Below are 20862 nucleotides of genomic sequence, written 5' to 3'. Positions count from 1 at the left end.
CTCAAAGGGCGTCCAAGCCGGTTTCGCCGGTGCGCACGCGCAAAGCGTCGCCAACATCCAATGTGAAAATTTTGCCATCGCCGATCTTGCCGGTATGTGCCGACTTCGCGATCGTCTCGACCACGTCAGGGGCCAGATCGTCGCTCACGACGATTTCCAATTTCAGTTTTGGCAGGAAATTCACGGCGTATTCTGCGCCGCGATATATTTCGGTATGACCCGACTGCGCGCCGAACCCTTTGATTTCAGTGACCATCATCCCCGACACCCCGACCGAGGTCAGCGCCTCGCGCACCTCTTCCAGTTTGAACGGCTTGATCGCTGCTATGATCAGTTTCACGTTCTTTTCCTTTCTGTCCCACATCCGGGCACGCACCAAACAGCGTGCCCTATGCGGTCATTCAGCTAGGCAGAGAGGGGGAAGAACAGTGGCGGCAGAGGTTCGCCGACCTCCAAAACAGGCATTGCGCAAAAAATGCTGCGCCTGCACAATGGTCTGCCTATTTTTTAAACAGTGCGATAAGTCGCAGCTCCCAAGCGAACGGGCTACACTCTAGGACAACGATTCGCTAAATTTGGATCGACCGAGCAGACGCGGAACCAGTATCATGAGCCCATCCGGCCCAAAGCGCCCCAAATTGGTGGCAGACAAACGCTATTCGAAAAAGAAGCCAGCGGCGAAGCAGCCTGCGCGGCGCAAGGCCCGCAAGCCTACGGCCAAGCGCACACGGCGCACGCAGCGGCCCAAGGGTATCCTTGGCTGGCCGATTTTCCTGATTAGTTGGGTTTTCCGCCTGATCTGGCGGCTGACCTGGAAAAGTGCCGCAGTCGTCGCATTGATTATCGGACTTGCTGTATTCTATTTCGCATCGACCATTCCGGACTTGAACGCGCTTCTTGATGGGCGCGCGAAGGGGTCGGTGACAATCCTTGACCGTTATGGCGCGGTCTATGCGTGGCGTGGCGACCAACGCGGCCGCACGATCACGACAGAAACCGTCAGCCCTTACTTGAGCGATGCAATCATCGCGAGCGAGGACAAAAGGTTCTATGGCCATCTGGGCCTAAGCCCCCGCGGCATCGCCAGCGCTGTGCGCATCAACCTGAGCGAAGGGCGCGGCCCCCTGTCCGGGCATGGCGGATCGACGTTGACCCAGCAGGTGGCGAAGCTGCTTTGCCTTGGGGTGCCCTTCGACCCTGATCAGTGGAAGAACGAAGCGGCTTACGAGGCGGACTGCCGCCAAGGCTCGCTTCGTCGCAAGATCAAAGAAGCGATCTATGCGATGGCGTTGGAGGCCAAGTTTTCAAAAGATGAAATCCTGACGATCTATCTGAACCGTGCCTATCTTGGTGCCGGGTCGCACGGGTTTGACGCCGCCGCCCAGCGTTATTTCGCAATCCCGGCGTCCGAGCTGAACCCAGCCCAAGCTGCGATGCTGGCTGGCATGTTGCCCAAACCGTCCGTCTATGCGCCGACCGCAAATCTGAAGCGGTCGCAGGACCGCGCCGCAACGGTGCTGCGCCTGATGAATGAACAGGGCTTTCTGAGCAACGAGCAGACAGCAAAGGCCCAAAACAATCCTGCAACCTTGTCCAGCGCCGCAAAGGCGCAGGCTGGTGGGTATTTTGCCGACTGGATCATGGGCGACCTACCCGCGTTCCTTACGCGCAAGACCACAGAAGACGTGATCATCAAAACGACACTGGACCCTCGCATTCAAACCGCCACCGAACAGGCGATGGCCGAGATTTTTGCGACCAAGGTTTCGTCTGGATCCAAAGCAGAAGCCGCCATTGTCGTGATGAGCTCGGATGGTGCGGTGCGCGGTATGGTCGGTGGACGCGAAACCAAAGTGACGGGCGCGTTCAACCGGGCCACGCAGGCCAAGCGCCAAACTGGATCGGCCTTCAAGCCGTTCGTCTATGCGGCCGCGTTGGACATGGGCTATCGCTGGGATGATTTCATCTTAGATGAGCCTTACTGCCTGAACGTCCCCGGGTCCGGCCAGTGGTGCCCGAAGAACTATACCCGCAAGCACTACGGCAATGTCAGCCTGACCGAGGCGCTGGCGCGATCCCTGAACGTCCCTGCCGTGAAAGTGGCCGAAGATGTGGGGCTGGAGGCCGTGCGCAGCGTCGCGTCGATGTTCGGCATCGAAAGCGATCTGGCAGCCGGGCCCGCACTGGCGCTGGGGGCTTCGGAAAGCACATTGATTGAAACCACGGGGGCTTTCGCAGGCATCCTGAACGGCGGGTCTGCTGTGATACCTTATGGTCTGACAGACCTCAGCCTTGTTGGTGACAGCGATCCGCTAATGACGCAAACCGGCGGGATCGGTGAGCGCGTCATCTCGCAACAAGCCGCGCAACAACTGGTCTATATGATGAGCCGCGTGGTCGAAGCTGGCACCGGCAGTCGTGCGAAAATCAATGGGCTTGAGATTGCGGGCAAGACGGGCACCACGAACTCGGCCCGCGATGCGTGGTTCATCGGATTTACCGCCGATTACGTGATGGGCGTGTGGATGGGCTATGATGACAACACACCGCTGAAAGGTGTCACAGGCGGCGGCTTGCCCGCCGAGATGTGGCGCGAGGCGATGGTGCGCATTCAGTCAGAACTTGTCCCGAACCCGCTTCCAATGATCCGCCCCGGCAACGCCCCGCGCTTTGACGGCCAGGTCTTCTCGTCCGAAGACCAAGGCTTCGGTGGTCAAGGCAATCGACCACAAGGCGGTCAGTCGATTGGCGAAGCGGTCGAGGATGCGTTGATCGGTGTGATGCGGTCGATCTTCGGCAAGAACTAGGCGCACGTCTTAGGGGCATTTTATGCCGTCGTTGACAGAACCCGTTGCAGCAATGTGATCAGCATCGCACGCTCGTCACCGTTAAGCGCACTAAGGAATGTATCATTCAGCGTGTTGATCAGCGGCGGCATTTGCTGCGCCAGCGCGCGCCCTTTACCTGTCAGGAACACTTGCGTGGTGCGGCGGCTGGTTGGGCTTGTCCGACGTTCAACCAGATCGTCCTTCACCATCGCAGCAAGGTTTCGGCTGACTTGGTATTCGGGAAGGTTAAGCTTGCTGCCCAATTCGCGCTGGCTTTGACCGTCCTGCGCAAGCAGTTGCATCAATGTCATGAAAAATCGGAAGTCCAAATCCAGATTGGCCAATTCTGCTTTCAATTCGTTATCCACCCGGCGCGCCAATACTTGCGCCAAAAAGCCGAAGCTTTCCTTCTGCGTTCCTTTGGGCCATTGCGCGTCTGCCAATCCGAAGCTCCCTTGTCCTTGAACCATTCCAAATACTTGCGGATGCAACCTTTTGCAAGCTTAGGGGATGGACAGGTCGGCGCGGAGCCGCGTGCCAAATGTAAAGACGCCCCCGCGCTAGGCAGCGCAGAGGCGTTCTAACTCAATAACTGGATCAGGCCGTTCAACCGGCTTTCAGATCCGCAATCAGCTTATTCAGATCGCCCTTGCGACGATCAAGCATCGCGCCAATCTCTTTGCGCTCAGACTTCACAATCGAAATTCCCTCGACCTGCATGTCGATAAACTTGCCGTTCTTCGCAGACACAACGAACACCACGTCAAAGGGCGATTTCCCCTTCAACTGGGTCTTGGTCAGAACTTCAAACCGGCTTTTGACCGCTTTCGAGCTGACAACATTGATGCTGCCCCCCTGAAATTCGCGGAAACGGCTACCATAGCGGCGCGCGATGTAACCGCGGAACGCTTTTATGAAAGCGCTTTTCTGCGATGCACTGGCCGAACGGCCGTCAGGGCCAAGCGCGGACAACGCAATGAAGTCCACATCTGCATATCTGACGAATACTTTCTCGAAATTCTTGATCATCGTCGCTTCTGACGCGCCGGAATTGATGATCCCATTGATGTCATTGACAACCTTGCCAATCAGGCTTTCTGCCTTCTCAGCAGAAATCGCAGCCAAGGCGCGGCCCGGCAACAGCGCCAGTACGCTAAGCCCGGCCAATCCACCCAGAACCGCGCGGCGGGTCATTGCGGTTTGGTTACCCATCATACGCATCATAAATATCCTCAAGTTCAGTGTCGTCGACTTCGATGCCAAGCTCATAGCGGCGCGAATCGAGATAATAGAGCTGCATCAGCTGATATCCGTCTTCACTATAGTAGAACTCGTCAATGGTGTCGCCAAACGTGTAGCGATCGCCGAACTTTGCCAGAACCCAAGTGGCCTTGGGAAGGTGTTTCACTTCTGTCGGCAAGACCAAGCTTAGTGGGTTCAAGAAAAAGTCTGCCACGATCCCAAAACCATCGCGTTCGGTTGACGGACCAAAGAAAGGCAAGACCACATAGTCGCCTTCCGGCGCACCCCAAACGTGCAGTGTTTCACCGAAATCGCTTTTACGTTCTTCCAGCCCGATATCAGTTGCCACATCCAACATGCCCAGCAGGCCGAACGTGGTGTTGAACAGGAACCGGATCGAGTTATGCGCCGCATCTTCGATATTACCCTGAAGGATGTTGTTCACAACGACACCCGGCAAACCCGCATTGTCCGAGAACAATTCGACAGTATCGCGAACCTCGCGCGGCAGAACTTCGCCATAGACGTTTGACGCGGGCGATACCAGCGCACGGTCCAGATCAATGTTCGCACCATGCGTGCGGCGGTTTTGAGCCTCGTGCGGGTCGTCATAGCCCGACGGGGCCGGTGCCTGCGCACAAGCACCAAGCGTCACAAGAACAAGGCCAGCTATCGCCGGAGAAAACTTCGTAATCAGTTTGGTCACATGGATATCTTTGTTTGGCAGCAATTCTATTGTTCACGTCACACATAGTGCGCAGCAGTTCTATGCAAACCCATTAAGGGATCTGCAGCTTTTTTATGTGTCTATTTGACGACAGTTTACAAGCCGATTCCCGCCGAAATTCGTGCTCTGCGCGGGTGCACATGATGCTGGGGGGCTTTTTTTAGGGTCAAACTAGATGCGGCACGCGAAAATGGAATATGGCCGGGAAGAACTGCGAAAAATACGCCGCAGGATGAACGGGCTGTTGATCAGCGCCGCGATTTTTTCGGTTTTCGTGAACCTTCTGATGCTGACCGCGCCAATCTATATGCTGCAAATCTATGACCGCGTGCTCAGCAGCCGATCGGAAGCAACATTGGTCTCGCTGACGTTGTTGATGGCCTTTCTGTTTCTCATGATGGGTTTCCTTGACTATGCCCGCAGCCGCATCCTTGCGCGTGCCGGGGCCCGCTTTCAAAATGATCTGGACGAGCATGTGTTCATGTCTGATCTGCGTTCAAACCAAACTGCGTCAGACCAGACTGCCCCAACCAGTGCCGTGCGTGATGTTGATGCCATCCGACGGCTGTTCGCCAGCCCTGTCATCACGGCCTTGTTCGACATTCCATGGACGCCGGTTTTCCTGCTGGCGATCACGATTTTCCACCCGTGGCTGGGGGCGCTGGCGCTGATCGGGGGCGTATTTCTGGTGGCAATCACGCTGATCAATCAAAAGCTGACCAGCGGGCCTGCCTCTGTGATTGCTTCACAGACGGTTAGGGCAGATCAACTCGCCGGCCGTTTGCGGACAGAGGCGCAGATGGCGCGCGCCCTTGGCGTGGCGGACCATGCGGCCCGCCAGTGGCAAAATATCCGCGCCGCGAGCTTGCGCGATGGGCTACGCATATCGGATCGCCAGAGCCAGTTCGCGGTTTTTTCAAAGACGTTTCGCCAGTTCCTGCAATCGGCGATGTTAGGTGTTGGGGCATATCTGGCGGTGCAAGATGCAATCTCGCCGGGGGCGATGATTGCCGGATCCATCCTTCTGTCGCGCGCATTGGCCCCTGTCGATCTGGCGATCGGCCAATGGCCTGTTGTGCAGCACGCCAGATCCGGCTGGCTTTCTCTTGCCAAGCGGACGACTGATGCGGCGCCGATGGCACGACGAACGACCCTTCCCACCCCACCAGCGCATGTGCAGGTCAGCAATGTCACCGTCATTCCCGACGGCAACAGCTTCGCCGTCCTTCAAGGCATCTCGTTCACGCTGTCAGCCGGCATGGCGTTGGGGGTCATCGGCCCGTCTGGTGCCGGTAAAACCACGCTGGCACAGGTAATGACCGGGGCGGTAACGCCCTCTGGCGGCACCGTTCGGCTGGGCGGTGCAGCACTGCTCCAATACACACCAAAAACCGAGGGCCGCGTTATCGGATATTTGCCGCAGCGGGTGGTGCTGTTTGACGGCACAATCGCGGACAACATCGCAGGTCTTTGCCCAGACGCGGACGATGCCAGCGTCGTGGCCGCCGCGATGGCCGCAGGCGCACATGAGCTGATTCTGTCCCTGCCCGATGGCTATGACACGACGGTCACACCCGGCGACAGCAAGATGTCAGGTGGCCAGATGCAGCGTATCTGCCTTGCCCGCGCGTTATTCGGCGCGCCGCCCTTGGTTATTTTGGACGAACCAAACTCGAACCTCGACCATGACGGGTCCAACGCGCTGAACGCGGCGATACAAGGCGTGAAGGCACGCGGCGGCGCGGTGATGATCATGGCCCACCGTCCCGCGGCGATACAGCACTGCGACCTGTTGATGGTTCTGGACCGTGGCTGTGTGACAGAATGCGGGCCGCGTGACGAAGTCCTTAGAAAGTCCGTGCAAAACGCCCATCAGCTACATGCCATACACAGCGCCGGCGGAGTGTATGATGAACGATCATGATCTCTCCGCCCGTCGCTTTCTGCTGTTCGGCTTTATCACTTTGTTTGTTTTGGTCGGCGGATTTGGCGCGTGGTCCACCACGACCCAGATCGCAGGCGCTGTGGTGGCGCAGGGCACAATCCACGCGGATCGACATCAACACGTCCTGCAACATCCCGATGGCGGTGTCATAGCCTCCATATTGATCAGGGAAGGCGATCTGGTTCATGCAGGCGATACACTCATCACGTTGGACGGCGCGCGGCACCGGTCGCGACAGGCCATAATCAAAAGACAGTACCGCGAGGTTCTGGCCCGCATTGCTCGCCTGACCGCCGAACAGGACGACGCGAAGACCGTCACCTATCCCGCGACACTGCGCCAAGACGCCCAAACCTCGCCACAGATCGCGGATATGTTGGCCGGACAAACACGGCTGTTCATGTCACGCCGCAATTTAGCCCGCACTCAGTCTGCACAGCTGGACAAACGAGCGTCTCAAATTGAGCAGCAGAAAACTGGATTGGACGCGCAGGCGTCGACCGTAAAAAGGCAACTCGCGCTACTCCGCGACGATCTACACCGCCAAGAAGGCTTGCTTGGCGAAGGTTTGGCGCCATACCCGCGCGTCGCCGCCCTTCGACGGGAAGAGGCTGTTCTAAGCGGGCGACTGGCCGAAATCGCGGCCACACAAGCCGAGGCAGATTTGCGGCTGACCGAGACCCAACTACAAAAGCTGACCCTTCAGGCCGAACAACGCGAAAGGGCGATTGCAGAGCTGAGAGATCATCAAGCCACAGCCGCTGAACTGTCCGAAAAGATGCGTAGTATCGCCGCCGAATTGGATCGGCTGCGCATCCGCGCGCCGGTGTCGGGCGTTGTGCATGGTTTGCAAGTCCATGCGCCCGCGTCCGTGGCTCAACCCGGCCAGGCCATGTTGCACATCATCCCACAAGACCGGCCCTTGCAGGTCACCGCGCAGATCCAACCGTCCGACATCGACCAGGTATTCGTCGGCCAACCCGTTACGCTGACCTTCCCGTCCTTCGACAACCGAGGGGCACCCGACCTGTTGGCATCAATCGACACGATTTCCGCTGATGCGTTCGCGGATGAGAAATCGGGGCAAAGTTTTTACAAGATCGAGATCAAAGTAGCCGACAACGAGCGCGCTCACCTGCCACCGGGTGTGGTGCTGCTACCCGGAATGCCCGCCACGGCGTTCATCAAGACCGGGGACCGCAGCCCGATGTCATACTTGCTTCAACCGCTCGCAACTTTTTTTGGCACAGCCCTGCGCGAGAGTTAGAAAGGAAAGGTCGTCAAGCGGGCTGATCGTATCGCTTTCACCCTTTTCAGGAAACTGATCGCAAGTTAGCGTCCGTTCAAACCCGCGCGCGACGTGCAGGATCAACTGAAAAGGACGCGAGATGAGCAATTTTGAAACCCGGCTTGCAGAACTTGGCGTAACGCTACCCGATGCCCCAGCCCCTGCGGCCAACTATGTGCCCTATGTGCAGGTCGGCGACCTTGTGCACGTATCCGGCCAAATCTCGACGAAAGACGGCGCGTTTCTAACCGGAAAACTGGGTGACAACATGACCGCCGAAGCTGGTGCCCAAGCGGCGCGCGGCTGCGCGATCAGCCTACTTGCGCAGGTCAAAGCGGCGTGTGGTGGCGATCTGGACCGTCTTCAACGGGTGGTGAAGCTGGTTGGCTTCGTGAACTCGACCAGCGATTTTGCCGACCAACCCAAAGTGATCAATGGCGCGTCGGATTTCATGGTCGAAGCCTTGGGCGACGCGGGCCGCCATGCGCGATCCGCTGTGTCAGCCGCCAGCCTTCCCTTCGGAGTCGCGGTCGAAATCGAAGGCATCTTCCAGATCAAATGACCCGATCCCCGACCCCATTACCCGAAAGCTTTCTGACGCGCCCCATTGCACACCGGGCGCTTCACGATATCACGGCGGGTCGCCCCGAAAACTCGCGCGCCGCTATCCTTGCTGCCATCGCTGCGGGGTATGGGATCGAAATTGATCTGCAATTGTCAAAAGACGCGCAGGCCATGGTGTTTCACGACTATGATTTGGGCAGGTTGACCGGGCAGAAAGGGCCGATCCAGCAGCGTTCCTCGGTCGAATTGGGCGCTATGACCCTGAACCATGGTCACGAAGGCGTCCCCACGTTCGGCGAGGTTCTGGAAATCGTCGCCGGTCGTGTGCCGGTGTTGGTTGAAATGAAAGACCAGGATGGGGCGATGGGCCCCCGTACTGGTCCGCTGGAAAAGGCGACGGCCGAAGCGTTGGACGGCTATGTCGGCGACGTCGCTGTGATGTCGTTCAACCCGCATTCGGTTGCTGCCTTCGCCGCCCATGACAGCGGGCGGGCGCTTGGCCTGACCACAGAAGCGTTCTTGCACAAGAATAACTCCCTCGTTCCGGCAGCCACGCGCAAATACCTGCGGGACATCCCGGATTTCGAGCGGGTTGGCGCAAGCTTCATCAGCCATGACGCCCGCGATCTGCACAACCCGGCTGTTGCGCGCCTGAAGGCGCAGGGTGTTCCGGTCCTGTGCTGGACCATCCGGTCGAAGGAAGCTGAGATCGAAGCGCGCAAGATTGCCGACAACATAACCTTCGAAGGCTATGCGGCTTGACCGCGCGCGCTGAGTTGGGCCCAATGTTCCGGTGACAGACACTCAAATCGAAATTCACACCCACCAAAGCCTTGCCAGTATCACCGCGCAGGATTGGGATGCCTGTGCCTGCCCCGAGGTCTCTGACGGCGCCCGCCCAATTGACCCGTTCACAACGCATCGGTTTTTGCTGGCTCTGGAACGTTCGGCCAGCGTCGGCCAAGGCACTGGTTGGCAGCCGCATTATCTAAGTGTTCATGCGGAAGGGCAGATCATCGCCGTCGCGCCGCTTTTCGGCAAAACACACAGTCAGGGCGAGTATGTTTTTGATCACAGTTGGGCCGACGCTTTTCAACGCGCTGGCGGACAGTATTACCCCAAGCTGCAACTGGCTGTCCCGTTCACCCCAGTCACCGGGCGACGTTTCTTAACGCGCCCCGGGTATGAAACAATTGGGCGCGCTGGACTGGTGCAAGGCATGGTTCAGATTGCGGCCGAGAACAGCCTGAGTTCCGCCCATGTCACCTTCTGCACAAAAGACGAGGCGCAGGCTGGCGCACAGATGGGCCTGCTTCACCGGATTGGTCAACAGTTTCACTGGGAAAACCACGGCTATCGCGACTTCGACAGCTTTCTGGAAAACCTGAGTTCGCGAAAGCGCAAACAGATACGACGCGAACGCAAACAAGCGCAGAACTTCGGCGGCGAGATTGTGACCCTGACGGGCGAGGATATCCAACCGCATCACTGGGATATTTTTTGGCAATTCTATCAAGACACCGGCGCGCGCAAATGGGGCCGCCCCTACCTGACACGCGACTTCTTTGACGAGCTGCACAACACGATGCGTAACGATTTGCTGTTGGTCCTTGCCTTGCGCGACAATCACCCGGTCGCAGGCGCGCTGAACGTGATCGGGCGCGAGACGCTGTTTGGCCGCTATTGGGGCGCGCTCGAACACCATCCCTGCCTGCATTTCGAGCTTTGCTATTATCAGGCCATCGACTTCGCAATCGAACACAAACTGCACCGGGTCGAGGCTGGAGCGCAGGGCGAACATAAACTTGCCCGCGGCTATCTGCCCGTCACCACCCATTCACTGCACTGGATCGCCGAGCCGGGCTTTCGCGATGCCGTCGAACAATTCCTGACCGCAGAAAAAGAGACCGTCGAAGGGGAGATTGACATCCTCACCTCGTACGGCCCCTTTCGAAAAACAACAGTCGAGGAAGGCGACTAGGCGGACATTTCCGCCAACAGCGCCTCGCCACCTGATGTTTCGCACACGCCCGGGTTTTCTTCGGCGTTCAACACTTTCACCACCCCGTTTTCAGCATACAACGCATAGCGACGCGAGCGATTGATCAGGCCTGCGGGCGGCGCGTTGAATACCATTCCCACCGCTTTGGTAAACGCGCCTTCGGCGTCTCCCAACATCGTGATGCCCGCCGCTGTCGCCCCTGTACTTTCACCCCAAGCCTGCATGACGAAGGGATCATTCACTGAAATACAAATGACTTCGTCCACGCCTTTTTTGTCAAACTCAGGCTTTGTGCGCATGAAGCTGGGTACATGCGCGGTTGTGCAAGTGCCGGTATAGGCGCCGGGCAATGCGAAAATCACAACCTTTTTCCCATCCGTCAGAGACGAAAGTTCGACCGCTTCAGGTCCGTCCGCACCCATCCGTAACAACGTCGCACCTGGCAGTTTGTCACCAACTGATATGCTCATTTTTTGACTTCCTTGATTGTGTTTCTCCTTCCTCTAGTCATAGTCTGCAAACCGCGTCAGGTCAGTAAGAATGGAAGTCCCGCATGTCTCACATTGTTGTCATCGGTGCCGGGCAAGCCGGATCATCCTTGGTAGCCAAGCTAAGGAACTCTGGCTTTGACGGCGATATCACGCTGATCGGGGCTGAAACTGCGCCGCCGTATCAGCGCCCGCCGCTGTCCAAAGCCTATTTGTTGGGCGAGATGGAAGTGGAGCGACTGTATCTGCGCCCCGAGAGTTTCTATGCGGAAAACAACATCACCCTGCGTCTTGGCACATATGTGGACGCAATTGACACGGCCAATCATCAGGTGGTGATCGGGGACGAGAAACTCCCCTATGACCAACTGGCGCTGACCACCGGGTCCGTGCCCCGCCGTCTGCCTGCCTCAATCGGCGGCGCACTTGAGGGCGTTCATGTTGTGCGCACGCTTGATGACGTGGACCGGATGGCGGCGGAGTTCTCGCAAGGCCGCCGCGTGTTGATCATCGGTGGCGGCTATATCGGGTTGGAGGCCGCGGCCGTCGCTGCCAAGAAGGGCCTGAAGGTCACCCTTGTTGAGATGGCAGACCGTATCCTGCAACGTGTCGCAGCACCCGAAACCTCGGACTATTTCCGCGCTCTGCACACCGCCCACGGCGTCGATATCCGCGAAGGGGTTGGGTTGGACCGACTGACAGGTGACGGACGCGTAACCGGGGCCGTTTTGTCTGACGGCACTACGCTTGAGGTGGATTTCGCGATTGTCGGCGTGGGCATCGCGCCGGACACCGCCTTGGCCGAGGCTGCCGGGTTGGAAATTGACAACGGCATCCAGACCGACGCGCTGGGTCGCACGTCCGATCCCGCCATCTGGGCGGCTGGCGATTGTGCGTCCTTCCCTTATCATGGCGCCCGCATCCGGCTGGAAAGCGTTCCAAACGCCATTGATCAGGCCGAAATTGTCGCCCGCAACATAATGGGCAAAAACGTAGACTATATCGCCACCCCGTGGTTCTGGTCGGATCAGTATGACGTGAAGCTTCAGATTGCCGGGCTCAATGTGGGCTACGACAACGTGGTCACGCGCCGTGATGGCGACGACGCCAGCGCGAGCTTCTGGTATTTTCAGGGCGATACGCTGCTGGCGGTTGACGCGATGAACGACCCGCGCGCCCATATGGTCGGCAAACGGCTGCTCGAAAGCGGCAAGTCGCCGGACAAAGCGATTGTCGCTGACTCGGCATCAGACCTGAAACCGCTGTTGAAATGAGGATCATCGCAGGCCGTTTTCGTGGGCTGGCGCTGGCCAATGTTGGTAAAGGCGACGCGGGCGCGCATCTACGCCCGACCACCGACCGGGTGCGCGAGAGCCTGTTTTCCATGCTGATCGGCGGCCGTTTTGGCGACCCGATAGAGGGCGCACGGGTGCTGGACCTGTTTGCTGGCACCGGCGCGTTGGGGCTTGAGGCCCTGTCGCGCGGCGCATCCCATGTGACCTTCGTGGATGATGGGCGCAAAGCGCTGTCCCTGATCCGCGAAAACATCGCCAAGTGTCGATGTGCGGATGACGTGACAGTGGTGAAACGTGACGCGACGCGTTTGCCTGATGGGCAGCCCCACGACCTAATCTTTCTTGATCCACCTTACGGCAGTGGGTTGGGCGAAAAAGCATTGGACGCCGCGATCAAGGGCGGATGGGTCGCGCCAGATGCGCTGATCGTTTGGGAAGAAAGCGCGGCGATCACGCCCCCGGACGGGGTCGAATTGCTGGATGCCCGGCGATATGGGGATACGACAATCTCGATCCTCGAACGAGTGGGACGCGCATGACAAAAGGGCCGCCCCGAGGGACGGCCCTTTGCTAAAATTTCTGCGGCTTACTGCGCCCGCGTGACCGACACCGCCGCCTGCGCGTCGCGCACCATCGCAGCGCCATCAAGGCCTTTGCCGTTCATGTCCTCAATCCACTCGGCGATGACTTCGTCGCCCAGCGCGCGAATTTTGGCAGTCTCATCTTCCGACAATTCTGCAATGGCATTGCCGTCTGCCGCCATTTTCTCGCGCCCAACCACGTCGCCGGTATCATGCGCGCGACCTGCCAGAGCCGACGTGTGAAAGCCTGAATTCGCGTCGATCACGGCCTTCAGGTCGTCGGGCAGCCCCTCATAGACATTCTTGTTCATCGCCCAGATGAAATAGAGGTTATACAGCGACTTATCGCCCGCAACATCGGTGTGGCTGTCCGTCAGCTCGTTCAGCTTCAGCGACGGCGACATTTCCCAAGTGATCACACCACCATCGACCACACCTTTTGCGAGCGCCTCGGGAAAGGCGGGCACGGGCATGCCAATCGGCGTGGCACCAAGCTTGTCCAATAGCAGGGTCGAGGTCCGCGACGGGCCGCGCAGCTTCAGATTCTTGAAGTCCGCGACGCTAGCAATCGGATCGCCCTTCTTGTGAACGATCCCGCGCCCATGCATGTGGGCGGCAATCACCTTCACATCCGCGAAGTCATCCATCAGATATTTCTGGGTATAGACCCACGCGGCTTTCGACGCCTCTTCGCCGGATTTGGTGACCATGAAGGGCAGCTCCATCGCCTCGGCTTCGGGGAAACGACCGGGTTGATAGCCGGGAATGACCCAGCCGCCGTCAATCGCGCCGTCGCGGATCAGGTCATACTGGCTGGTGGCTTTGCCGCCCAGTTGCATGGCCGGGTAAAGTTCGACCTTGATGCGTCCGCCGGAATCCTTCTCGATTTTCTCGGCCCATGGGGCCATGAAATAGGTCGGGTTCGCCGATAAGGGCGACACGAAATGCTGAAAGCGAAGCGTCACTTCTTCGGCAACGGTCGCGTTGGTCGACAGCAGTAAAGCTGCGGCGGCACCAATGGATGTGATGATGGATTTCGGGGTGAAGGAGCGGAAGTGGGTCATGGGACACCCTCCGTTTTTCGTAGAAACAGCCGCGCATGAGTGTCGCGGAAGCCGCCCCACCTCTTGCGGGTCGGCATATGGAACCTAGGCACGAGTTTCTGCGAGTGCAAACGGAAAAGCGAAGGAATCCCAACCGAAGGACATCGGCAACAGAAACACCCTGAATTCAAAAGGATATTTTGCGGTCAAGGGAGAGAAACGGTAGAAGTTTCCCCCAAGTCAACCGGCGCGCTTAACCCCAAGTTGGATGGAAATTTCCCGCAGGCGACAGCGTGAAGATATCGCACCCATCCGCCGTGACCCCGACCGAATGTTCGAACTGCGCCGACAAGGATTTGTCGCGGGTGATCGCTGTCCAGTCATCGGCAAGGATCTTGGTTTCCGGGCGGCCCAGATTGACCATCGGCTCGATGGTGAAGAACATGCCTTCTTCCAGCACAGGGCCCATACCGGGACGCCCGTAATGCAGCACATTGGGTGGGGCGTGGAACACTTGCCCCAGACCGTGCCCGCAGAAATCGCGCACCACTGACATGCGCTGGCTTTCCACATGGGACTGGATGGCGTGGCCGATGTCTCCGAACGTGTTTCCGGGGCGCACGGCCTCGATCCCCTTCATCAGGGCATCATGAGTCACTTGGATCAGACGTTCTGCGAAAGGCTTCAGCGTGCCGACCTTATACATGCGGCTTGTGTCGCCATACCAGCCGTCCACAATCACCGTCACATCAACGTTCAGGATGTCGCCGTCGATCAATTCGTCGTGCTTGCGCGCTGACTTCTCGTTCTTGCCCTTGGGCGTTTTCGATCCGGGGATGCCGTGGCAGACCACATGGTTCAACGAAATGCAGGACGCGTGCTTATAGCCTTTATACCCAATGGTGGCAGACACCGCGCCGGCCTCGTCCACCATTGCCTCGATCGCGGCGTCAAGTTCGGCGGTGGTGGCACCCGGCTTCACCATCGGCGCGATCCGGTCCAGAATATCGGCGGCCAAATGTCCCGCCTTATGCATTCCGGCAAAGTCGGAAGGGTCGTATAGGCGAATGCCTTCTTTGGTCACGCGCATCGTGTCGTCCATGGGTTGGTCCTCTTGCTTCGCCCCTAAATAGGATGTTCAGGCCAAAGACGCCAGAGGGGCCGCGACATGGATGCCATCGGGGCTGATCTGTGTGCCCAGCACGATGAGGTCGACCCCGGCGGCGCGCGCGTCAACAAACGCAGCGGCATAGGTCGGGTCAATGTCACGGGCCAGATCAAACCGGTCACAATCCGTGCGCTGCACAAGATAGAGCATCACTGCGCGATGCCCCTGCCCGACCACTTTCGCAAGCTCACCCAGATGCTTGGTGCCGCGGGCGGTCACACTGTCGGGGAACTCAGCCAAGCCGGGCTGGCGGGACAGGGTCACTGATTTCACCTCGACATAGGTCAGACCCGGGCCTTCCAACAGAAAGTCGATGCGGCTGTTTTCGCCGTATTTCACCTCCGCCCGAACCGTATGATATTCGCCCAAACCAGCGACCGAACGTGCCTCTAGCGCCGCGCGCAAAGCGCGGTTCGGCACCGAGGTATCAACGCCGGTGAAATGCTCGTTTTCATGGTCGACCAACCGCCAGCCAAACTTCAGCTTCTTCTTGGGGTCGTCGTTGGGTTCCAGCCAGATTTTCATACCCGGCTCAGCCAGCCCCATCATCGAACCGGGATTGGCGCAATGGGCCGTCACTTCGCGACCGTCCTCCAACAGGCAATCCGCCAAAAAGCGCTTGTAGCGGCGAATGAGCGTTGCGGGCACAAGAGGGCTGGGAAATTTCATAACGCGGGCCTATACCGGAAGTAGGAAAGGAGCAAGTTATGCCCAACCCGACAGCTGCCATGTTGGTAATCGGAGACGAGATTTTGTCAGGCCGGACAAGGGATGCGAACACGCATCACCTCGCGGGTAAGCTTACCGAATGTGGGATCGATCTGAAGGAAGTGCGCGTCGTCTCGGACGATGCCCCCGCGATTGAAACTGCTGTGAAGGCTCTTTCTGAAAGCTATGATCATGTTTTTACCTCAGGCGGGATCGGCCCGACGCATGACGACATCACCGCCGACTGTATTGCGCGAGCCTTCGGAGACCATATCGACATCCGCGACGATGCACGCGACCTGCTGGCGGCCCATTACGCCGCCAAGGGTCAGGAGTTCAACGAAGCTCGCCAACGCATGGCGCGCATCCCGGACCACGCGACCTTGATCGAAAACCCGGTGTCAGTCGCGCCCGGCTTCACGCTGGAAAATGTCCATGTGATGGCGGGTGTTCCCTCTATTTTTAAGGCGATGGTCGACAGTGTTTTGCCCGGCTTAACGGGCGGCACCCCGTTGCAATCCATATCTGTGCGGATCGAGAGTGCCGAGAGCGAGATCGCCGGGCCCCTTGGTAAACTGGCGCAAGACTATGCCGACCTCGGTTTCGGATCTTATCCATTCATTGAAAACGGGCAATTTGGCGCTAACGTCGTGATCCGCGGCACCGACGCTGCCCGGCTTGACGCTGCAGCCCAGACCCTTTCTAAGCTTTTTCCGGAGGACACATGAAAAACGAGCTTCCCAGCGTTGACGCTATCATCGAGGCGTGCGAGGCAACCTGGCCACCCGCCAACACAAAGCGCGTTGGCGCATGGGTCATTCGTGATGGCGCGGGTGGCGGCAAGCGCGTCTCGGCGGCGACCGAGAATTGGCCGACCACCGAAGCCGACCTGCCGGTTGCCGAAAAAGCGATGCGAGAGCTGGGTATGAACCCGTTGTTTCAGATCCGCCACGGCGACGAACACTTGGATGATATGCTGGAAAAGCACGGTTATCATATCGTCGATCCAGTGAATTTTTGGGTCATCGGGATCGACGAGTTGACCAAAAACGCACCCCCGCCCGTTTCGGCGTTTTCAATTTGGCCGACGCTGTCGATCATGCACGAATTGTGGAACGCAGGCGGCGTGGGCGAAGCCCGCCGCGCAGTGATGGAGCGGGCAAAATGCCCAAAGACCGGCCTGTTGGCCCGCACCGACGACACCCCGTCAGGCGTCGGGTTTGTCGGGCTGCATGAAGACATTGCGATGGTTCACGCCCTGCATGTGGACAAGGAATTGCGCCGTCAGGGCACTGGTCTGAACCTGCTGAAACAAGCGGCCATCTGGGGCAAATCGCAAGGCGCGAAATATATCGCCCTGATCGTGACCCAAGGCAACCATGCAGCCAATCCGCTTTATACAAATATAGGGATGCACCTTGTCGGGCATTACCATTATCGCACCAAGCCATCGCAGGGATGAACGACGATGAAACATAACAACTCTGGTGTCACGGCGCTGAACCTGCCGATGGTCGATCCCCTGCCCGAAGATATTCAGAAATACTTCGACATATGCGACGAAAAGCTGGGATTGGTGCCAAATGTTCTGAAGGCCTATGCCTTCGACATGGAAAAATTGCGCGCGTTTTCAGATATGTATAACGAGCTGATGCTGGGCGACAGCGGGCTTTCGAAGCTGGAACGTGAAATGATCGCGGTGGTCGTCAGCTCGATCAATCGGTGTTGGTATTGCCAAGTCGCCCATGGAGCCGCGGTGCGCGAACTGTCCGGCAACCCGAAGCTGGGCGAAGCGTTGGTGATGAACTGGCGCATGGCCGATCTGGACGACCGCCAGCACACCATGCTGAGCTTTGCCGAGAAGATCACCAAAACCTCGTCCGAAACACAAGAAGCCGACCGCGAAGCGCTGCGGCAGGCCGGTTTTTCGGATCGCGATATCTGGGATATTGCCGCGACTGTCGGGTTTTTCTCGATGTCCAACCGCATGGCATCGGCTGTGGGCATGCAACCCAACGACGCCTATCACGCAAACCATCGGTGATCTGCATGTCCCGACTATTTCGACTGGGATTCTTGGTAATGTCCTGCGCTTTTGCAACGTCGCCGGCCTACGCCCTTGATCTGCCAGCCGGTGCGAAGCTGCGGGCCAGTGATAAGCAAGATGCGGCGCGCGCCAACCTCGCGGTCGCGCGGTTTGATGGCGAAACAGTTCCCACCATTGCCGCTGAAGGGCAGGTCAACAGGCAGGCTTGGAAAGTGAACGGCACAAGCCAGACAAGCTTTCAAATTCTGGTCAGCTTGCGCGATCAGTTGGTCGCAGACGGTTATGAAATCCTGTTGCAATGCCAGACCGTATCCTGCGGAGGCTATGATTTCCGTTTCGAGGTCGGGCACTTCAAGGCGCCGGACATGTATGTCGATCTGGGCGACTTTCATTATCTGAGCGCGCGCAAGGGCGACCAGTTTGCCGGCCTTCTGGTCAGTCGGTCGAAAGAGGATGCTTTTGTCGAACTGGTGCAAGTCAGCCCTGCGGGCAGCACAAATACCAAGGTCTCGGCCCCGCAAACCACCTCGACGACCACGGTTCGCGTTCAGCCGTCGGGTCCAATTGGCAAACAGCTTGAAACCAGCGGGCGTACGGTCCTTAGCGGACTAAGCTTTGCAACGGGGTCGTCGCAGCTAACCGACGAAGACGTGCCCGTTTTGGCGGAGCTTGCGAAATATCTGGCTCAGAACCCTGCACGGCAGATCATTCTGGTGGGGCACACTGATGCAGAAGGCAGTCTTGACGGTAACGTCGCCCTGTCACGCAAACGGGCGACATCTGTGATGAACAGTCTGATCAAGCTTTACGGCGCAAACCCCGCACAACTTTCGGCGCAGGGCGTCGGTTTTTTGATGCCGCTTGCCGCCAACCTAACCCCGCAAGGGCGCGAGCTGAACCGGCGGGTCGAGGCGGTTCTGACCAGCACCGAATAGGTGCCGGTCGCGCCTACCAGTGGTCCGGCCCCTTATCAGCAAAGGCGTGCACCAAAAAGTCGATGAACGCGCGCACTTTGGGCTGGGTGAACCGGCCCGGCGGATAGACGGCATAAATACCTTGAACATCCTTCGGCAAGTCTGGGATCGCGTCGACCACCAAGCCTTGTTCCAACGCGTCTGCATAAAGAAAGCTTGGCAGATAGGCGATGCCAAGGCCGGAAATGGCAGCGTTCAGAAGGGATTGGCCGTCATTCACACTCAGCCAACCTGCCGAGCGGACTTGCCGCATCTCACCTGACGGGGCGGGAACTTTCCAGACATTGCCCGAACTCTGGTTCGAATAATGCAGAAGCTTGTGTTCATTCAGATCGTCGATGCGCGTGGGGCGACCATACTGCTCGAAATAGGCGGGGCTGCCGACCATTCGGCGGGTGGTTGTCGAGATTTTTCGCGCGCGCAACGAGCTGTCTTCCAACTCTCCCACACGGATCGCCATATCGAACCCTTCGGAAATCAGCTCTACATAGCGGTTGGCCAAATCCATATTCACATGCACGTCAGGGAAATCATGCAGAAACTCACCCAGAACCGGGCTCAGATGATTGACTCCAAAATCCGTCGCAACCGATATTCGTAAAATGCCCGACGGGGCAGATTGCATCGAAGTCACGAGCGCATCCGCCTCGCCCGCGTCGTTCAAAACCCGGCGTGCGCGGTCGTAATAGGCAAGGCCAATTTCGGTCGGGCTGACTCGTCGCGTTGTGCGGTTTAAAAGCCGGGCGCCAAGGCGCGCCTCTAGGCTGGACACATGTTTGGACACCGCCGATTTCGAGATCCCCATCTTCTTGGCAGCGTCCGTGAATCCGCCTTGATCCACAACAGTGGCGAAGGCTTCCATTTCGGTCAGTCGATCCATTTCACTCTTTCCACTATTACACCCCAGTGCTGACCTGTATCGGTTTGAATTGGGGCAAGACTGTGAAGAACAACAGACAATACGGGGGTAATTGCAGGGATCGTTGTGGGTCTGGAAACGACGACAGGGCGCTATCTCGTTGAAAAGATTAGCTCTGCGAGACTGATCCAAATCGGCAAACTGATCGCGGCCAATAAAGTGGTCTGCGCAATCAACGTCGCCACCAGATTTCGGTCCGCGCCAAAAGCAGATGCCAACACATGCGCGGCGGACGCGGTGGGCAGAGCCGCGAACACCACCAGCAACGAGGCGATGGCCGGATCGAGGTTGAAGACCAAACCAACTGCCAGTGCGAACAGAGGTAGAGCCACCAACTTGATGGCGCATATCGCGCCGTTAAAACGATCCAGCCGCGCCAGCGCGCCCCAGTTCATCGTCGCGCCGATGGACAAAAGCGCGATGGGGATCGCTGCGCGCGCCAACATCTCGATCGGTGCCATAATGGGCGTGGGCAGGCGCCAGCCCATCAGGCCGAACACCACGCCGCCAAGACTTGCCAGCAGGAACGGGTTCAGGGCGATTTTCGCCACCGTCGCCCCGAAGCCCAGCGCCCCGCCGCGTGACAGGGCAGATACGGCGAACAGATTTGCCACGGGCACACCCATACCGACTGCCACAGCCATTTCGCCAGCGCCGCCATGGGTCAGCAGCTCAACCGCGACCAGACCAAGGGCTGTGTTGAAGCGCCAGCCAACCTGCCAAGCACCCGCGAAATCCAGAAACCGGTCGGGCCCGACATGGCGAACCAGCCAACCAAGCCCCAAACCGACCGAGAGGATCGCCCACACCACCGGGGCCATAATTACCAGCTTTTCAATCTCGATGGGGCGGCTGGCGGCCGCGACGAACAGAAGCGCGGGGAACAGAATCTCGAAGTTCAGGCGATCCAGCCCCTGCCACGCGTTCACCGACAAGCGGTTGCGCAACAGCCCACCCAGCCCGACCAGAAGAAAGACGGGCATAAGCCCGGCAAAGACGGCGATGAAAACCATGTGACCTCCGCGGCGCTACCCCGGATCACA

General features: G+C 58.5%; 22 protein-coding genes. 12 read left to right on the top strand and 10 right to left on the bottom strand.

All coding sequences use genetic code 11. The annotated features are described in order from the left end of the window. Position 1 precedes the first annotated feature (1 nt). Entirely contained in the window at positions 2 to 340 is a 339-nt protein-coding gene (locus MUY35_RS11920; RefSeq protein WP_248368617.1) for a P-II family nitrogen regulator, read from the bottom strand. A 268-nt stretch (positions 341 to 608) separates the two neighbouring features. Between MUY35_RS11920 and MUY35_RS11915 the strand changes: the two genes are divergently transcribed. Beyond that, positions 609 to 2807, top strand: a complete 2199-nt coding sequence (locus MUY35_RS11915) for a transglycosylase domain-containing protein (RefSeq protein WP_248368614.1) — start codon at positions 609 to 611, stop codon at positions 2805 to 2807. A 20-nt stretch (positions 2808 to 2827) separates the two neighbouring features. On the opposite strand, the gene MUY35_RS11910 is transcribed toward MUY35_RS11915, so the two are convergent. The 3 genes from MUY35_RS11910 to MUY35_RS11900 all read right to left on the bottom strand — a co-directional run bounded on the left by MUY35_RS11910 (position 2828) and on the right by MUY35_RS11900 (position 4776). Beyond that, positions 2828 to 3271, bottom strand: coding sequence for a MarR family winged helix-turn-helix transcriptional regulator (locus MUY35_RS11910; protein ID WP_248368612.1), 444 nt, complete (start codon positions 3269 to 3271; stop codon positions 2828 to 2830). 163 nt (positions 3272 to 3434) lie between these two features. Then, a complete protein-coding gene (locus tag MUY35_RS11905; protein ID WP_348984512.1) occupies positions 3435 to 4040 on the bottom strand; it encodes an ABC transporter substrate-binding protein in 606 nt (201 codons plus the stop codon). Further along, positions 4033 to 4776 (bottom strand): VacJ family lipoprotein, encoded by a 744-nt coding sequence (locus MUY35_RS11900; protein WP_248368610.1) that lies wholly within the window; start codon positions 4774 to 4776, stop codon positions 4033 to 4035. Before MUY35_RS11900 ends, MUY35_RS11905 begins: the two co-directional genes overlap by 8 nt. Before the next feature lie 196 nt (positions 4777 to 4972). Between MUY35_RS11900 and MUY35_RS11895 the strand changes: the two genes are divergently transcribed. From MUY35_RS11895 to MUY35_RS11875, 5 genes are all read left to right on the top strand, one after another. Further along, positions 4973 to 6721 carry a type I secretion system permease/ATPase gene (locus tag MUY35_RS11895; RefSeq protein WP_248368601.1) on the top strand — a complete coding sequence of 583 codons (1749 nt, stop codon included), beginning with the start codon at positions 4973 to 4975 and terminating at the stop codon, positions 6719 to 6721. After that, a complete protein-coding gene (locus MUY35_RS11890) occupies positions 6708 to 8009 on the top strand; it encodes an HlyD family type I secretion periplasmic adaptor subunit (RefSeq protein ID WP_248368599.1) in 1302 nt (433 codons plus the stop codon). Before MUY35_RS11895 ends, MUY35_RS11890 begins: the two co-directional genes overlap by 14 nt. A gap of 121 nt (positions 8010 to 8130) precedes the next feature. Then, complete coding sequence (locus tag MUY35_RS11885) at positions 8131 to 8592, top strand: RidA family protein (RefSeq protein ID WP_248368597.1); 462 nt, start codon at positions 8131 to 8133, stop codon at positions 8590 to 8592. Continuing rightward, positions 8589 to 9356, top strand: a complete 768-nt coding sequence (locus MUY35_RS11880; protein ID WP_248368586.1) for a glycerophosphodiester phosphodiesterase family protein — start codon at positions 8589 to 8591, stop codon at positions 9354 to 9356. Before MUY35_RS11885 ends, MUY35_RS11880 begins: the two co-directional genes overlap by 4 nt. A gap of 31 nt (positions 9357 to 9387) precedes the next feature. Beyond that, entirely contained in the window at positions 9388 to 10575 is a 1188-nt protein-coding gene (locus MUY35_RS11875; protein WP_248368584.1) for a GNAT family N-acetyltransferase, read from the top strand. Here MUY35_RS11875 and MUY35_RS11870 read toward each other — a convergent pair. Beyond that, positions 10572 to 11066 carry a peroxiredoxin gene (locus MUY35_RS11870; protein WP_248368581.1) on the bottom strand — a complete coding sequence of 165 codons (495 nt, stop codon included), beginning with the start codon at positions 11064 to 11066 and terminating at the stop codon, positions 10572 to 10574. The genes MUY35_RS11875 and MUY35_RS11870 overlap by 4 nt on opposite strands. Positions 11067 to 11149: 83 nt before the next feature. Between MUY35_RS11870 and MUY35_RS11865 the strand changes: the two genes are divergently transcribed. Both MUY35_RS11865 and rsmD read left to right on the top strand, forming a co-directional pair. After that, positions 11150 to 12358, top strand: a complete 1209-nt coding sequence (locus tag MUY35_RS11865) for an FAD-dependent oxidoreductase (protein ID WP_248368568.1) — start codon at positions 11150 to 11152, stop codon at positions 12356 to 12358. Next, on the top strand, positions 12355 to 12918 hold the full coding sequence (gene rsmD, locus MUY35_RS11860) for a 16S rRNA (guanine(966)-N(2))-methyltransferase RsmD (protein ID WP_248368565.1): 564 nt from the start codon (positions 12355 to 12357) through the stop codon (positions 12916 to 12918). The genes MUY35_RS11865 and rsmD overlap by 4 nt, the downstream gene beginning before the upstream one ends. Before the next feature lie 47 nt (positions 12919 to 12965). On the opposite strand, the gene MUY35_RS11855 is transcribed toward rsmD, so the two are convergent. From MUY35_RS11855 to sfsA, 3 genes are all read right to left on the bottom strand, one after another. Continuing rightward, on the bottom strand, positions 12966 to 14024 hold the full coding sequence (locus tag MUY35_RS11855; protein WP_248368563.1) for a TRAP transporter substrate-binding protein: 1059 nt from the start codon (positions 14022 to 14024) through the stop codon (positions 12966 to 12968). Between the two features lie 232 nt (positions 14025 to 14256). After that, entirely contained in the window at positions 14257 to 15105 is an 849-nt protein-coding gene (map, locus tag MUY35_RS11850) for a type I methionyl aminopeptidase (protein ID WP_248368561.1), read from the bottom strand. Positions 15106 to 15141: 36 nt separating this feature from the next. Next, positions 15142 to 15840: a DNA/RNA nuclease SfsA gene (gene sfsA, locus MUY35_RS11845; protein WP_248368559.1), complete on the bottom strand. Its 699-nt coding sequence runs from the start codon at positions 15838 to 15840 to the stop codon at positions 15142 to 15144. A 38-nt stretch (positions 15841 to 15878) separates the two neighbouring features. On the opposite strand from sfsA, the gene MUY35_RS11840 reads away from it, so the two are divergent. The 4 genes from MUY35_RS11840 to MUY35_RS11825 are packed head-to-tail and all read left to right on the top strand — an operon-like array spanning position 15879 to position 18861. Beyond that, positions 15879 to 16607: a molybdopterin-binding protein gene (locus MUY35_RS11840; RefSeq protein WP_248368557.1), complete on the top strand. Its 729-nt coding sequence runs from the start codon at positions 15879 to 15881 to the stop codon at positions 16605 to 16607. Further along, the gene (locus MUY35_RS11835; protein WP_248368555.1) at positions 16604 to 17341 is read left to right on the top strand and encodes a GNAT family N-acetyltransferase; all 738 of its coding nucleotides are present in this window, start codon (positions 16604 to 16606) and stop codon (positions 17339 to 17341) included. The genes MUY35_RS11840 and MUY35_RS11835 overlap by 4 nt, the downstream gene beginning before the upstream one ends. A gap of 6 nt (positions 17342 to 17347) precedes the next feature. Beyond that, the gene (locus MUY35_RS11830) at positions 17348 to 17923 is read left to right on the top strand and encodes a peroxidase-related enzyme (RefSeq protein ID WP_248368553.1); all 576 of its coding nucleotides are present in this window, start codon (positions 17348 to 17350) and stop codon (positions 17921 to 17923) included. A 5-nt stretch (positions 17924 to 17928) separates the two neighbouring features. Continuing rightward, positions 17929 to 18861, top strand: a complete 933-nt coding sequence (locus MUY35_RS11825; RefSeq protein WP_248368551.1) for an OmpA family protein — start codon at positions 17929 to 17931, stop codon at positions 18859 to 18861. Positions 18862 to 18874: 13 nt separating this feature from the next. Here MUY35_RS11825 and MUY35_RS11820 read toward each other — a convergent pair whose 3' ends face one another. Both MUY35_RS11820 and MUY35_RS11815 read right to left on the bottom strand, forming a co-directional pair. Next, positions 18875 to 19780, bottom strand: a complete 906-nt coding sequence (locus MUY35_RS11820; RefSeq protein ID WP_248368549.1) for a LysR family transcriptional regulator — start codon at positions 19778 to 19780, stop codon at positions 18875 to 18877. A 131-nt stretch (positions 19781 to 19911) separates the two neighbouring features. Then, entirely contained in the window at positions 19912 to 20832 is a 921-nt protein-coding gene (locus MUY35_RS11815) for an AEC family transporter (protein WP_248368547.1), read from the bottom strand. Positions 20833 to 20862: the final 30 nt, after the last annotated feature.

The organism is Aliiroseovarius sp. S1339 (assembly GCF_023195695.1).
Lineage (GTDB): Bacteria > Pseudomonadota > Alphaproteobacteria > Rhodobacterales > Rhodobacteraceae > Aliiroseovarius.
Note: the sequence above shows the minus strand (reverse complement) of the source record. Positions and strands in the feature narration are given on the sequence as shown.